Below are 13,286 nucleotides of genomic sequence, written 5' to 3' on the forward strand. Positions count from 1 at the left end.
TCACTGGAGCAGTGCGGCGGCCTTCATGGCCGTCACAGCGGTGTTGTAGTTGTTCACGAGTTGCTGGACCGAGGCGGCCGACATGTCGAGCACCGGCTTCGGATAGACGCCGAACAGGATCGTCAGCGCGATCATCGGGAACAGCGTCAGGCACTCCCGGAAGGTGAGATCCTTCATGCTCATCAGCGATGGCTTGACCAGGGCCCCGAACACCACCTTGCGATAGAGCCACAGCGCATAGGCCGCCGACAGGATCACGCCGAAGCTGGCGAAGAACGCGGTCGGGATCGAGACCTTGAAGGTGCCGAGCAGCGTCATGAACTCGCCGACGAAGCCGCTCGTTCCGGGCAGGCCCACATTGGCCATGGTGAAGACCATGAAGGTCATCGCGTAGAGCGGCATCCGGTTGACGAGGCCGCCATAGGCCGCGATCTCGCGGGTGTGCAGGCGGTCGTAGACGATGCCGACGCAGAGGAACAGCGCGCCGGAGACGATGCCGTGCGAGATCATCTGGAACACGCCACCGGCGACACCCTGCATGGTGCCGGCGAAGATGCCCATGGTGACGAAGCCCATATGCGCCACCGACGAGTACGCGATCAGTTTCTTCATGTCCTCCTGCATCAGGGCCACCAGCGAGGTGTAGATGATGGCGATGGCCGAGAGCGTGAACATCAGCGGCGCGAAATCATGCGAGGCCAGCGGGAACATCGGCAGCGAGAAGCGCAGGAAGCCGTAGCCGCCCATCTTGAGCATAATCGCGGCCAGAACCACAGAGCCGGCGGTCGGCGCCTCGACGTGCGCGTCGGGAAGCCAGGTGTGCACGGGCCACATCGGCATCTTCACCGCAAAGGAGGCGAAGAAGGCGAGCCAGGCCCAGGTCTGCAGGGACCGCGGCACGGCAGTGTGCATCAGGGTCGGGATGTCGGTGGTACCGCCGTTCCAGTACAGCGCCATGATGGCGAGCAGCATCAGGACCGAGCCGAGCAGCGTGTAGAGGAAGAACTTGAACGATGCATAGACCCGGCGCGGGCCGCCCCAGACGCCGATGATCAGGAACATCGGGATCAGGCCGCCCTCGAAGAACAGGTAGAACAGCACGAGATCGAGCGCCGAGAAGGTGCCGATCATCAGCGTTTCCAGTATCAGGAACGCCATCATGTATTCGCGGACACGCCTCGTGATCGCCTTCCAGCTCGCGATGATGCAGAACGGCATCACGGCGGTGGTGAGGATCACCAGCGGCAGCGAGATGCCGTCGACGCCCATGTGATAGGTGATGCCGGTGGCAAGCCAGTTCGCCTTCTCGACGAACTGGAAGTCGGGGTTGGACGGGTCGAAGCGCAGGACCAGGATCACCGACACCGCGAAGGTGATCAGCGTGGTCCACAGCGCGATCCAGCGCGAATTGCGCTTGGCCGCCTCGTCATCGCCGCGGCTGAGATAGACGATCAGCGCGCCGACCAGCGGCAGGAACGTCGTGACCGAAAGAATGGGCCAGGTTGTCATTTACTGGCCTCCAAAGCCGAACATGAACCAAGTGATCAGGCCGGCGGCGCCGATCAGCATGGCGAATGCGTAGTGGTAGAGATAACCGGTCTGGATCTTGACGACGTTGCGGGTGACGTCCAGCACGCGGGCCGAGACGCCGTCGGGGCCGAAGCCGTCGATGATGAGGCCGTCGCCCTTCTTCCAGAGCTGATAACCGATCCACTTCGCCGGACGGACGAAGATGACGTCGTAGAGCTCGTCGAAGTACCACTTGTTGAGCAGGAACTGGTACAGCATCGGCTGCGTCTTCGCGAGCTCGACCGGCAAATAAGGCCGGCGGATGTAGAACAGGTACGACACCAGGAAGCCCAGCACCATCATCACCGTCGGCAGGAAGGCGATGGTCTCGGGGATGTGGTGCATCTCCTCGATGATGTGCGGGTTCATCTTCACGGATTCGCGGAAGAACTCCTCGATGCCGTGACCGGCGAACAGTTCCTTGAACGGGAGCCCCGCGACGAACGAGCCGACCGCGAGCACGCCGATCGGGATCAGCATCCAGATCGGAGCCTCGTGAGCGGCCTCGTAGTGGTGCTCGTCATGCGGCTCGCCGTGGAAGGTCTTGAAGATCAGGCGCCAGGAGTAGAACGAGGTCAGGCCGGCCGCGACGACCGTCATCAGGAAGCCGTACACCGCAAACGGATTGTGCGAGGCGTAGGCGGACTCGATGATCGCGTCCTTGGAGAAATAGCCGGCGGTGAGCGGGAAGCCGGTGAGCGCCAGCGTGCCGACCACCATCACCGCATAGGTATAGGGGATCTTCTTCCAGAGGCCGCCCATGTTGCGGATGTCCTGCTCGTGGTGCATCGCGTAGATCACCGAGCCGCTCCCTAAGAACAGCAGCGCCTTGAAGAAGGCATGCGTGAACAGGTGGAACATGCCGACCGAATAGGCCCCCGCTCCCATCGCCACGAACATGTAGCCGAGCTGCGAACAGGTCGAATAGGCGACGATGCGCTTGATGTCGTTCTGGACGAGGCCGATGGTCGCGGCGAAGAACGCGGTGGTCGCGCCGAAGAACATCACGACGGCCTGTGCGTTCGGGGCGAGCTCGAACAGCGGCGACAGGCGCGCCACCATGAAGACGCCGGCGGTGACCATGGTCGCGGCATGGATCAGCGCCGAGACCGGGGTCGGGCCTTCCATCGCGTCCGGCAACCAGGTGTGCAGCAGGAACTGCGCCGACTTGCCCATCGCGCCCATGAACAAGAGGAGACAGGTCAGGGTCAGCGCGTCGGCGTGCCAGCCGAGGAAGTTGATGGTCTTGCCGGTGAGGCCGGGCGCAGCGTGGAAGATGGTCTCGAAATCGGTCGAGCCGACCAGCATGAAGATCGCGAAGATGCCGAGCGCGAAGCCGAAATCGCCGACGCGGTTGACCACGAAGGCCTTGATCGCGGCCGCGTTCGCCGACGGCTTCTGGTACCAGAAGCCGATCAGCAGGTAGCTCGCCAGGCCCACGCCTTCCCAGCCGAAGAACAGCTGCACGAGGTTGTCCGCCGTCACCAGCATCAGCATGGCGAAGGTGAACAGGCTGAGATAACCGAAGAAGCGCGGCCGGTTCGGGTCCTCGTCCATGTAGCCGATGGAATAGAGGTGCACGAGCGAGGACACGGTGGTCACCACCACCAGCATCACGGCCGTGAGCGTGTCGACGCGCAGCGTCCACCAGACCTGGAGGTCGCCGGAGAAGATCCAGGGCAGCAGCTGGATCCTATAGTCGTGGTGCATGAAGCCGACATCGACCAGCGTCATCCAGGACAACGCCGCCGAAACGAACAGCAGCGCCGTGGTGATCAACTCGGCGCCGCGCGAGCCCGCCGCCGGCGGCTCGACCGGACCATGGCCGTGATCGTCGTGACCATGATCATCATGGGCGGCCGTCGCATGAGCGTCGCCGTGGCCATGCCCGTGATCACCGTGATGATCGAGCTCGTCGCCCGAGGGGTTGCGAGCATGCGCGCCCACAAGCGAGATCAGGCCAGCCAGAATGGCGCCCAGCAGAGGCAGGAAAACGATTGCCTGAACCATTTGAGAGCTCAGCCCTTCATCAGATTGACGTCCTCAACCGCGATCGAGCCGCGGTTGCGGAAATAGACCACCAGGATGGCGAGACCGATCGCAGCTTCAGCAGCCGCAACCGTCAGCACCAGCAGCGCGAAGACCTGGCCGACGATGTCGCCGAGGAAGGTCGAGAACGCGACGAGGTTGATGTTGACCGAGAGCAGGATCAGCTCGATCGACATCAGGATGACGATGATGTTCTTGCGGTTCAGGAAGATGCCGAGGATGCCGAGCGTGAACAGGATCGCTCCGACCGCCAGATAATGTCCGAGCCCGATCGTCATTTCACCCACTCCGCCGCATCGGCGTCCGAGAGCCCCTGCCCCGGCGCCACCTTGCGCATCGCCATCGCCATCTCGGGCGTGCGCGCGTTCTGAACGTTGATGTCCTGCCGCTTCACGCTCGCCTTGTGCCGGAGCGTCAGCACGATGGCGCCGATCATGGCGACCAGCAGCACCATGCCCGAGAGCTGGAAGTAGTGGATGTACTTCGTATAGAGCACGAGGCCGAGCGCTTCGGTGTTGCTGACATTGGCCGGGATCGCCGCCGTGATCGTCTTGGAGACGCCGGGATTGATGACCCAGAAGCCGACGGTGAGCAGCAGCTCGAACAGGAAGATGCCGCCGATCACGAGGCCGACCGGCAGGTACTCGATGAAGCCCTCGCGCAGCTCGGTGAAATCGACGTCGAGCATCATGATCACGAACAGGAACAGCACCGCGACCGCGCCGACATAGACGACGATCAGGATCATCGCCAGGAACTCGGCGCCCATCAGCACGAACAGGCCGGACGCGTTCACGAAGGCCAGGATCAGATACAGCACGGAGTGCACGGGATTGCGCGAGACAATCACCATCACGGCCGAGGCGACGCAGACGCCGGCGAAGAGATAGAAGAACAGCGCGGGAAGGATCATCAGGCATTCCCCGTCATTCCGGGGCGCGGGCAAAGCCCGCGAACCCGGAATCTGGAGGTTGTGGCGCGAGATTCCGGGTTCGCGCTTCGCGCGCCCCGGAATGACGAGGATATGGCGGGAAGGATCATGCTCTCATCTCACCGGTACGGCGCGTCGAGCTCGATCGCTTTCGCGATCTCGCGTTCCCAGCGGTCGCCATTGGCGAGCAGCTTGGCCTTGTCATAGAACAGTTCCTCGCGGGTCTCGGTCGCGAACTCGAAGTTCGGACCTTCGACGATGGCATCGACCGGACAGGCTTCCTGGCAGAGGCCGCAATAGATGCACTTCACCATGTCGATGTCGTAACGCACGGTGCGGCGGGTGCCGTCGTTGCGGCGCGGGCCGGCCTCGATGGTGATGGCCTGCGCCGGGCAGACCGCTTCACACAGCTTACAGGCGATGCAGCGCTCTTCGCCGTTCGGATAGCGGCGCAGCGCGTGCTCGCCGCGGAAGCGCGGCGAGATCGGGCCCTTCTCGAACGGATAGTTGAGCGTCGGCTTCGGCTGGAAGAAATAGCGCATGGCGAGGAAGAACGCCGAGACGAATTCCGACAGAAGAAGCGAGCGTGCAGTGGCGTTGACGTTGATACCCATGACGGCCCTCACTTCGGCGCGATGCCGGCGAAATGCAGCACGCCGGCCACCACGATCACCATCGCCAGCGACAGCGGCAGGAACACCTTCCAGCCGAGACGCATCAGTTGATCGTAGCGGTAGCGGGGCACGATCGCCTTCGCCATCGCGAACAGGAAGAACATGAAGAAGAGTTTCAGCGAGAACCAGATGATCCCCGGCACCCAGTTGAAGGGCGGCAGGTCCACCGGCGGCAGCCAGCCCCCGAGGAACAGGATGGTCGCCATCGCGCACATTGTGACGATCGCGACATACTCGCCGAGCATGAACAGAAGGTATGGTGTCGAGCCGTATTCGACCATGAAGCCGGCGACGAGCTCGGATTCCGCTTCGACGAGGTCGAAGGGCGGACGGTTGGTTTCCGCCAGCGCCGAGACGTAGAACACCACGAACATCGGGAACAGCGGCCAGACGTACCAGTTCAGGATGGTGAGCTGCGGCAGCCCGATCAGGCTGGCAAGGCCGCGCGCGTGCTGGGCCTCGACCACGGCCGAAAGGTTCAGCGTGCCGGCGCAGAGCAGCACCGTGATGATGACGAAGCCGATCGAGACTTCGTACGACACCATCTGCGCCGCCGAGCGCAGCGCGGCCAGGAATGGATATTTCGAGTTCGACGACCAGCCGGCCATGATGATGCCGTAGATCGACAGCGACGAGATCGCGAAGATGAAGAGGATGCCGACATTGATGTCGGCGATCACCCAGCCGAGATTGGTCGGGATCACTGCCCAGGCGGCGAGCGCCAGCACGCAGGACACCAGCGGCGCCAGCAGGAACACGCCCTTGTTGGCGCCCGCAGGAATGATCGGCTCCTTCAGCACGAACTTCAAAAGGTCGGCGAAGGATTGCAGCAGGCCCCACGGGCCGACCACGTTCGGGCCGCGGCGGATCTGCACCGCCGCCCAGATCTTGCGGTCGGCGAGCAGGATGTAGGCGATCGCGACCAGGAGGACGACGAGCACCAGGACGCTCTGCGCGACCATGATGATCAGCGGCCAGAGAAATCCGGTCCAGAATGCGCTTTCGAAGAATTCCATCAGATCACGCTCACTCCGCTGCGGTCAGCATGTGCCCGGAGGCGAGGCGCGAACATTCCGCCATGACGGCGGACGCACGCGCGATTGGGTTGGTCAGGTAGAAATCCTCGACCAGCGGCTTGAACGGCGCCTTTTCGGGCGAACCGCCCTTCCCCGCAAGCTTGTTGATCTGGTCGGCAGAGCCGGCCTCGATCTGGCCGAGACGGATCAGATGCGGCACCGCCTTGAAGATCGCCTGGCGCAGCGCTGCGAGCGAGTCGTAGCCGAGCTTCTTGCCGAGCGCTTCGGACAACGCGCGGATGATCGCCCAGTCCTCGCGGGCCTCGCCCGGCGGAAATGCGGCGCGGCCGGTCATCTGCACGCGGCCTTCGGTGCTGACGTAGATCGCGGACTTCTCGGTGTAGGCTGCCGCCGGCAGGATCACATCGGCGCGATGCGCGCCGCGGTCACCATGGGTGCCGATATAGACGACGAAGGTGCCGTCCGGCGCCTTGATCTCGTCGGCCCCCAGCAGGAACAGCAAGTCGAGCGTGCCGAACGTCGTCATCTGCGCAGCGTTGAGCCCGACGCCCGTGGCGGAGAAACCGATATCGAGCGCACCGACGCGCGAGGCGGTCTCGTGCAGCACGCCGAAACCGTTCCAGCCGTCCTTCACCGCGCCGACGTCGAGCGCGAGCTTGGCGGCGGCGGCAAGGATGGCCGCGCCGTCGTGACGCGAGGTGGCGCCCCCGCCGACCAGGATGATCGGGTTCTTGGCGTTCTTCAGCACGTCCATGAAGGAGTGCTTGCCGGCCGCGAGGTCGGCGAGCGTCTCGGTGCCTGCGCCGAGATGGTCATAGTCGTAGGTGAGATCGGCCTTGGGGCCGATCACGCCGACCTTGAAACCACCGGCACGCCAGCGCTTGCGGATGCGGGCGTTGAACACGGCCGCCTCCTTGCGCGGATTGGCGCCGATGACGAGCAGCGCGTCGGCCTGCTCGACGCCCGCGAGCGTGGGATTGAAGATGTAGGAGCCGCGGCCAAGCGCCGGATTGAAGGCATCGCCGCCCTGCACCGCCAGATTGGCAGAGCCATACTTGGCCAGCAGATCCTTCAGCGCGAACATCTCCTCGACACCGGCGAGGTCGCCCGCGATCGCGCCGATGCGCTTGCCGTCGGTGCGCGCCGCCTTGGCGGCAATTGCGGCAAAGGCCTCGGGCCAGGTTGCCGCGCGCAGCTTGCCGGCCTCGCGGATATAGGGCCGGTCGAGCCGCTGGGTGCGAAGGCCATCGACGACGTGGCGGGTCTTGTCGGAGATCCACTCCTCGTTCACGGCCTCGTTGATGCGCGGCAGGATACGCATCACCTCACGGCCGCGCGTATCGACGCGGATCGCAGATCCCAGGCCGTCCATGACGTCGATCGACTGGGTCTTGCCGAGTTCCCACGGGCGTGCCGCGAACGCATAGGGCTTCGAGGTCAGCGCGCCGACCGGGCAGATGTCGACGAGATTGCCCTGCAATTCCGACGTCAGCGCGTGCTCGAGATAGGTGGTGATCTCCATGTCCTCGCCGCGGCCGGTGGCGCCCATCTCCGGCGCGCCGGCGACTTCCGCCGAGAAGCGGACGCAGCGCGTGCACTGGATGCAGCGGTTCATCGAGGTCTTGACCAGCGCGCCGAGATATTTGTCCTCGACCGCACGCTTGTTCTCGGCGAAACGGCTGGTGTCGACACCATAGCCCATCGCCTGGTCCTGAAGGTCGCACTCGCCGCCCTGGTCGCAGATCGGGCAGTCCAGCGGATGGTTGATGAGAAGGAACTCCATCACGCCTTCGCGCGCCTTCTTCACCATCGGCGAACGCGTCGAGATCTCCGGCGGCTCGCCCTTGGGGCCCGGACGGCAATCACGCACGCCCCAGGCGCAGCTCGCGACCGGCTTCGGGCCGCCCTTCACCTCGACGAGGCACATCCGGCAATTGCCGGCGATCGACAGCCGCTCATGATAGCAGAAGCGCGGAATCTCGGCGCCGGCCGCCTCACACGCCTGGAGCAGCGTGTATTCGGCGGGGACGTCGATCTCTTTGCCGTCGATGATGAGCTTGGTCATGTCTCTTACTCCGCCGCGACCATGTTCACGGGATCGCGGACGCCGATATCGTCGATGTCGGCCTTGTGCGAATACTGGTCGATGCGCGCTTCGATCTCGTGACGGAAATGCGTGATCAGGCCCTGGATCGGCCATGCGGCTGCATCGCCGAGCGCGCAGATGGTGTGGCCTTCGACCTGCTTGGTCACTTCCATCAGCATGTCGATCTCGCGCTTGTGGGCGCGGCCCTCGGCCATGCGGGTCAGGACCCGCCACATCCAGCCGGTGCCCTCGCGGCACGGCGTGCACTGGCCGCAGCTCTCGTGCTTGTAGAAATAGGAGATGCGGGCAATGGCGCGGATCAAATCGGTGGACTTGTCCATCACGATCACGGCCGCGGTGCCGAGGCCCGAGCGCAGCTTGCTCAAGGAATCGAAATCCATCGGCGTGTCGATGATCTGCTCGGCCGGCACCATGCGCACCGACGAGCCGCCGGGGATCACAGCCTTGAGGTTGTCCCAGCCGCCGCGAATGCCGCCGCAATGCTTCTCGATCAGCTCACGGAACGGAATGCCCATGGCTTCTTCGACGTTGCAGGGCCGCTCGACATGGCCGGAAATGCAGAAGAGCTTGGTGCCGACGTTGTTCGGGCGGCCGATGCCGGCGAACCACGCCGCGCCGCGGCGCAGGATATCCGGAGCAACGGCGATCGACTCGACGTTGTTGACGGTGGTCGGGCAGCCGAACAGACCAACGTTCGCCGGGAACGGCGGCTTCAGCCGCGGCTGGCCCTTCTTGCCTTCGAGGCTTTCGAGCAGCGCGGTTTCCTCGCCGCAGATATAGGCGCCGGCGCCGTGGGCGACGTAGATGTCGAACGGCCAGCCGTTGACGTTGTCCTTGCCGACCAGCTTGGCCTCGTAGGCCTGGTCGATCGCGGCCTGGAGGTGCTCACGCTCGCGGATGAACTCGCCGCGGACATAGATGTAACAGGCGTGCGCGTTCATCGCGCAGCTGGCGATCAGGCAGCCCTCGATCAGGAGATGCGGATCGTGCCGCATGATCTCGCGATCCTTGCAGGTGCCGGGCTCGGATTCGTCGGCGTTGACGACCAGATAGCTCGGCCGGCCGTCGGTCGATTCCTTCGGCATGAACGACCATTTCAGACCGGTCGGGAAGCCGGCGCCGCCGCGGCCGCGGAGCCCCGAGGCCTTCATCTCGTTGATGATCCAGTCGCGGCCCTTGTCGATGATGTTCTTCGTGCCGTCCCAGGCGCCGCGGCGCCGCGCGCCCTCGAGCCCCCAATCGTGGAGGCCGTAGAGGTTCTTGAAGATGCGGTCCTTGTCCTCGAGCATATCAGTGCTTTCCGATCAACGATTGGACTGCTTGTAGGCAAGTCCGGCGGCGCAGATGCCAAACGTCAGCGCCCAGAGCAGACTGGATTCCAGCGACGCGTTCAGGCCGAAGCGCTGAAGCAGGAAGATGAAAGCGGCCGCCACGACGGCGTGCATCGCGATGAAGCCCCACTTCTTCATGGCACCGCTCCCCTGCATTGCCGGCGACGAGAGATCGCGCATCAGGTGATCTCCTTCAGCGTGGTCGGCCCGGTGATCGGCGCCGAGAACTGGCGGCCGTTCTGCGGACCGGGCTTGGGCGGATTGCCCGAAGCAAAACCGTCGAGCACCTTGCCGAAGCTTTCCTTGGTCAGATCCTCATAAGTATCTTTGCCGATCAGCACCATCGGCGCATTCACGCAGGCGCCCAGGCACTCCACCTCTTCCCAGCTGAAATTGCCGTCCTTGGAGAGATGGAAGGGCTCGTGATGGATGCGGTGCTCGCAGACGTGGATCAGATCCTCGGCGCCGCGCAGGCGGCACGGCGTGGTGCCGCAGACCTGGACATGGGCCTTCTTGCCGACGGGGGCGAGCTGGAACATCGTGTAGAAGGTCGCGACCTCCAGCACGCGGATATAGGGCATCTCGAGCATGTCGGCGATGACGCGGATCGCAGCCTCCGACACCCAGCCCTCGTTCTGCTCCTGCGCCCGCCACAGGATGGCGATGACGGCGGAGGCCTGGCGGCCGGCCGGGTACTTCGCGATCTGCTGCCTGGCGAATGCGAGGTTCTCCTCCGTGAACGCAAAGCTCGCGGGCTGGACTTCCTTCGGTGCTAATCGGCGAACGGACATCTCTAATCTCTCACTGCATACGGCGCGCGGTTTTAGCATTCAGGGCATCGATCCTGTCCTGCCAGAATGCGCTTGCGGTGCCGAAAACGTTGTAGCCGACGTGGGTCGAGACCTTGATGCGGTCGAGGATCGACAGCTCGGTCACGGTCTCCATCCGGTTGCTGCGCGGATCGAACACGATCAGCTTCAGCGGGGTCTGTTCGAGGATGAAGCGCGACACGGCATGAGAGCGGTCGCTGCCGTGCTCCTCGCACATGATGACGCTGTCGGCCTCGAGCAACCGGGCGCCGCCCTTGATCGCCTCGATCTCGACGCCCTCGACGTCGAGCTTGATCAGGTATTTGCCGGTGGGCGCGATCTTGCCGTCGTCGATGAGGTTGTCGAGCGCGATCACGGACACGTCTTCACCACCCACCGACGGATCGCCGGCAATGCTGAAGGCCTCGTGCTTGGTGCCGGACAGCCGCGCGGTGCCGCGGGCCGCGCCGATGGCGCATTTCATGGTCTCGAAGCGGTTGCCGTTGACGCGGGCGTTGTTGGCGAGCTTCGGATAGTTCTGCCCGGATGGCTCGATCGCGATCGCCTTGTGCGAACCGAACGGCCTGCTCGACACCAGCACCGACCAGTAGCCGTAATTGGCACCACAATCGAGCAGCGTGTAGTCGACGTCGATGGAGTCGGCGAACAGCAGCTCGAGCTCGTCCTCGTAATTGTAGGAGCGGTTGAGCAGCTTGCTCCAGTAGCCGTCGCCGTAAGGGAATTCGAACACGGCGTCGGGATTGAGCCTGATCGCGATGTTGCGCTCGGGCAGCGTCTTGCGCAGCAGATTGGCGCAGGCGATGTAGCCCATATGCGAGAAGTGCGAGGAGATCTTCGATCCCGTCACCAGCGCCAGGGCAGCCGTCCGCTCCCACAGGTTGGCCCCTTCAAGCGCCCCCGAGGCGCGGTCGAACTGGATTGGCGCCTGCTGCCCCATCAGCGATCGACCTCTCCGAACACGATGTCGAGAGAGCCGAGGATCGCCGAGACGTCGGCGAGCAGATGGCCGCGGCAGATGTGATCCATGGCCTGGAGATGCGCAAAGCCCGGCGCGCGGATCTTGCACTTGTAGGGCTTGTTGGTGCCGTCGGCGACGAGATAGACGCCGAACTCGCCCTTGGGCGCTTCGACCGCGGCGTAGACTTCGCCGGCCGGCACGTGGACGCCTTCGGTATAGAGCTTGAAGTGGTGGATCAGCGCTTCCATCGAGCGCTTCATCTCGCCGCGGCGCGGCGGAGCGACCTTGTTGTCCTCGACGACGACGGGGCCCTTGCCGTCAGGCGCGTTGAGCTTCTGGATGCACTGCCTCATGATGCGCACGGACTGGCGCATCTCTTCCATGCGGATCAAATAGCGGTCGTAGCAGTCGCCGTTCTTGCCGATCGGAATGTCGAAATCCATCTCGGCGTAGCACTCATAGGGCTGCGACTTGCGCAGGTCCCAGGCCGCGCCCGAGCCGCGTACCATCACGCCCGAAAAGCCCCACTCCCAGGCTTCCTTGAGCGGCACCACGCCGATATCGACGTTGCGCTGCTTGAAGATGCGGTTGGCGGTGAGCAGGCGATCGAGGTCGTCAACCACCTTCAGGAACGGATCGCACCAGGCCTCGATGTCGTCGACGAGCTTCTGCGGCAGGTCCTGATGCACGCCGCCGAGGCGGAAGAAGGCCGCATGCATGCGGCTGCCCGAGGCGCGCTCGTAGAACACCATCAGCTTCTCGCGCTCTTCGAAGCCCCACAGCGGCGGGGTCAGCGCGCCGACGTCCATCGCCTGCGTGGTGACGTTGAGCAGATGCGACAGGATGCGGCCGATCTCGCAATACAGCACGCGGATCAGCTGGCCGCGGCGCGGCACCTCGATGCCGAGCAGCTTTTCGGCAGCCAGGCAGAAGGCGTGCTCCTGGTTCATCGGCGCGACGTAGTCGAGCCGGTCGAAATAAGGGATCGCCTGGAGATACGTCTTCTGCTCGATCAGCTTTTCGGTGCCGCGGTGAAGCAGGCCGATATGCGGGTCGACGCGCGCCACGATCTCGCCGTCGAGTTCCAGCACCAGGCGCAACACACCGTGCGCGGCCGGATGCTGCGGACCAAAGTTGATGGTGAAATTGCGGAGGGTTTCGGGTTGCTCGTTCATGATCAGACCTTCGGCCCCGCCTTCTCGTCACCGGGCAGCGGATAGTCCGCCCCTTCCCACGGCGAGAGGAAATCGAACTTGCGGAATTCCTGGTTGAGCCGCACGGGCTCGTACACCACCCGCTTCTCCTGGTCGTCGTAGCGGACCTCGACGAAACCGGTGAGCGGGAAATCCTTGCGCAGCGGATGCCCCTCGAAGCCGTAATCGGTGAGGAGGCGGCGCATGTCGGGATGACCGACGAAGAACACGCCATAGAGGTCGTAGGCCTCGCGTTCGAACCAATCCGCACCCGGGAATACGTCGATCAGGGATGGCACCTGCGTGGTCTCGTCGGCCTGGGCCCGGAGCCGGATCCGCGTGTTCAGCGTCGGCGACAGGAAGTGATAGATCACGTCGAAACGCTTTTCGCGATCGGGATAGTCCACCGCCGTGATGTCGGTGATGTTGACGAAACGGCAGTTCGGATCGTCGCGGAGGTACTTGACCACCTCGACGATCTTGGCGGCCTCGATATCAACCGTGAGCTGGTTGAAGGCCACCGAATGACCGGTGGCGGCGCCCGGAAGCGCGCTAACGATCGTCTGCCCCAGGGCGTCGAGCTTGGCGTCGTCCATGACGTAAAACC

13 protein-coding genes are annotated in these 13,286 nt (G+C 64.1%); all 13 read right to left on the bottom strand.

Translation table 11 applies throughout. The features are described 5' to 3' along the window. Positions 1 to 1,509, bottom strand: coding sequence for an NADH-quinone oxidoreductase subunit M (locus ACSHT2_RS04830; RefSeq protein ID WP_440640611.1), 1,509 nt, complete (start codon positions 1,507 to 1,509; stop codon positions 1 to 3). Then, positions 1,510 to 3,579 carry an NADH-quinone oxidoreductase subunit L gene (nuoL, locus tag ACSHT2_RS04835; RefSeq protein WP_440640612.1) on the bottom strand — a complete coding sequence of 690 codons (2,070 nt, stop codon included), beginning with the start codon at positions 3,577 to 3,579 and terminating at the stop codon, positions 1,510 to 1,512. 8 nt (positions 3,580 to 3,587) lie between these two features. Beyond that, positions 3,588 to 3,896 carry an NADH-quinone oxidoreductase subunit NuoK gene (gene nuoK, locus ACSHT2_RS04840; protein ID WP_008547737.1) on the bottom strand — a complete coding sequence of 103 codons (309 nt, stop codon included), beginning with the start codon at positions 3,894 to 3,896 and terminating at the stop codon, positions 3,588 to 3,590. Further along, complete coding sequence (locus tag ACSHT2_RS04845) at positions 3,893 to 4,531, bottom strand: NADH-quinone oxidoreductase subunit J (RefSeq protein ID WP_319337158.1); 639 nt, start codon at positions 4,529 to 4,531, stop codon at positions 3,893 to 3,895. Before ACSHT2_RS04845 ends, nuoK begins: the two co-directional genes overlap by 4 nt. A gap of 137 nt (positions 4,532 to 4,668) precedes the next feature. Then, on the bottom strand, positions 4,669 to 5,163 hold the full coding sequence (gene nuoI, locus ACSHT2_RS04850) for an NADH-quinone oxidoreductase subunit NuoI (protein WP_191093171.1): 495 nt from the start codon (positions 5,161 to 5,163) through the stop codon (positions 4,669 to 4,671). 8 nt (positions 5,164 to 5,171) lie between these two features. After that, positions 5,172 to 6,239: an NADH-quinone oxidoreductase subunit NuoH gene (gene nuoH / locus ACSHT2_RS04855; protein WP_271529316.1), complete on the bottom strand. Its 1,068-nt coding sequence runs from the start codon at positions 6,237 to 6,239 to the stop codon at positions 5,172 to 5,174. Positions 6,240 to 6,249: 10 nt separating this feature from the next. Continuing rightward, a complete protein-coding gene (gene nuoG, locus ACSHT2_RS04860; protein ID WP_440640613.1) occupies positions 6,250 to 8,325 on the bottom strand; it encodes an NADH-quinone oxidoreductase subunit NuoG in 2,076 nt (691 codons plus the stop codon). 5 nt (positions 8,326 to 8,330) lie between these two features. After that, positions 8,331 to 9,656 carry an NADH-quinone oxidoreductase subunit NuoF gene (gene nuoF, locus ACSHT2_RS04865; RefSeq protein ID WP_440640614.1) on the bottom strand — a complete coding sequence of 442 codons (1,326 nt, stop codon included), beginning with the start codon at positions 9,654 to 9,656 and terminating at the stop codon, positions 8,331 to 8,333. A 15-nt stretch (positions 9,657 to 9,671) separates the two neighbouring features. Next, positions 9,672 to 9,878, bottom strand: a complete 207-nt coding sequence (locus tag ACSHT2_RS04870) for a hypothetical protein (protein ID WP_194393700.1) — start codon at positions 9,876 to 9,878, stop codon at positions 9,672 to 9,674. Further along, the gene (nuoE, locus tag ACSHT2_RS04875) at positions 9,878 to 10,489 is read right to left on the bottom strand and encodes an NADH-quinone oxidoreductase subunit NuoE (RefSeq protein WP_319337151.1); all 612 of its coding nucleotides are present in this window, start codon (positions 10,487 to 10,489) and stop codon (positions 9,878 to 9,880) included. The genes ACSHT2_RS04870 and nuoE overlap by 1 nt, the downstream gene beginning before the upstream one ends. Positions 10,490 to 10,499: 10 nt before the next feature. Further along, positions 10,500 to 11,465: an FkbM family methyltransferase gene (locus ACSHT2_RS04880; protein ID WP_440640615.1), complete on the bottom strand. Its 966-nt coding sequence runs from the start codon at positions 11,463 to 11,465 to the stop codon at positions 10,500 to 10,502. Beyond that, on the bottom strand, positions 11,465 to 12,661 hold the full coding sequence (locus ACSHT2_RS04885) for an NADH-quinone oxidoreductase subunit D (RefSeq protein WP_440640616.1): 1,197 nt from the start codon (positions 12,659 to 12,661) through the stop codon (positions 11,465 to 11,467). Before ACSHT2_RS04885 ends, ACSHT2_RS04880 begins: the two co-directional genes overlap by 1 nt. 2 nt (positions 12,662 to 12,663) lie before the next feature. Next, positions 12,664 to 13,275 carry an NADH-quinone oxidoreductase subunit C gene (locus ACSHT2_RS04890; protein ID WP_440640617.1) on the bottom strand — a complete coding sequence of 204 codons (612 nt, stop codon included), beginning with the start codon at positions 13,273 to 13,275 and terminating at the stop codon, positions 12,664 to 12,666. Between the last annotated feature and the right edge of the window lie 11 nt (positions 13,276 to 13,286).

The organism is Bradyrhizobium sp. PUT101 (assembly GCF_052043945.1).
Taxonomy (GTDB): Bacteria; Pseudomonadota; Alphaproteobacteria; order Rhizobiales; family Xanthobacteraceae; genus Bradyrhizobium.

What these genes read in the sequence shown, in the direction of transcription:
- ACSHT2_RS04830 (WP_440640611.1), bottom strand. Translation starts at nt 1,509, where the DNA reads ATGACAACCTGGCCCATTCTTTCGGTCACGACGTTCCTGCCGCTGGTC.
- nuoL (WP_440640612.1), bottom strand. Translation starts at nt 3,579, where the DNA reads ATGGTTCAGGCAATCGTTTTCCTGCCTCTGCTGGGCGCCATTCTGGCT.
- nuoK (WP_008547737.1), bottom strand. Translation starts at nt 3,896, where the DNA reads ATGACGATCGGGCTCGGACATTATCTGGCGGTCGGAGCGATCCTGTTC.
- ACSHT2_RS04845 (WP_319337158.1), bottom strand. Translation starts at nt 4,531, where the DNA reads ATGATCCTTCCCGCGCTGTTCTTCTATCTCTTCGCCGGCGTCTGCGTC.
- nuoI (WP_191093171.1), bottom strand. Translation starts at nt 5,163, where the DNA reads ATGGGTATCAACGTCAACGCCACTGCACGCTCGCTTCTTCTGTCGGAA.
- nuoH (WP_271529316.1), bottom strand. Translation starts at nt 6,239, where the DNA reads ATGGAATTCTTCGAAAGCGCATTCTGGACCGGATTTCTCTGGCCGCTG.
- nuoG (WP_440640613.1), bottom strand. Translation starts at nt 8,325, where the DNA reads ATGACCAAGCTCATCATCGACGGCAAAGAGATCGACGTCCCCGCCGAA.
- nuoF (WP_440640614.1), bottom strand. Translation starts at nt 9,656, where the DNA reads ATGCTCGAGGACAAGGACCGCATCTTCAAGAACCTCTACGGCCTCCAC.
- ACSHT2_RS04870 (WP_194393700.1), bottom strand. Translation starts at nt 9,878, where the DNA reads ATGCGCGATCTCTCGTCGCCGGCAATGCAGGGGAGCGGTGCCATGAAG.
- nuoE (WP_319337151.1), bottom strand. Translation starts at nt 10,489, where the DNA reads ATGTCCGTTCGCCGATTAGCACCGAAGGAAGTCCAGCCCGCGAGCTTT.
- ACSHT2_RS04880 (WP_440640615.1), bottom strand. Translation starts at nt 11,465, where the DNA reads ATGGGGCAGCAGGCGCCAATCCAGTTCGACCGCGCCTCGGGGGCGCTT.
- ACSHT2_RS04885 (WP_440640616.1), bottom strand. Translation starts at nt 12,661, where the DNA reads ATGAACGAGCAACCCGAAACCCTCCGCAATTTCACCATCAACTTTGGT.
- ACSHT2_RS04890 (WP_440640617.1), bottom strand. Translation starts at nt 13,275, where the DNA reads ATGGACGACGCCAAGCTCGACGCCCTGGGGCAGACGATCGTTAGCGCG.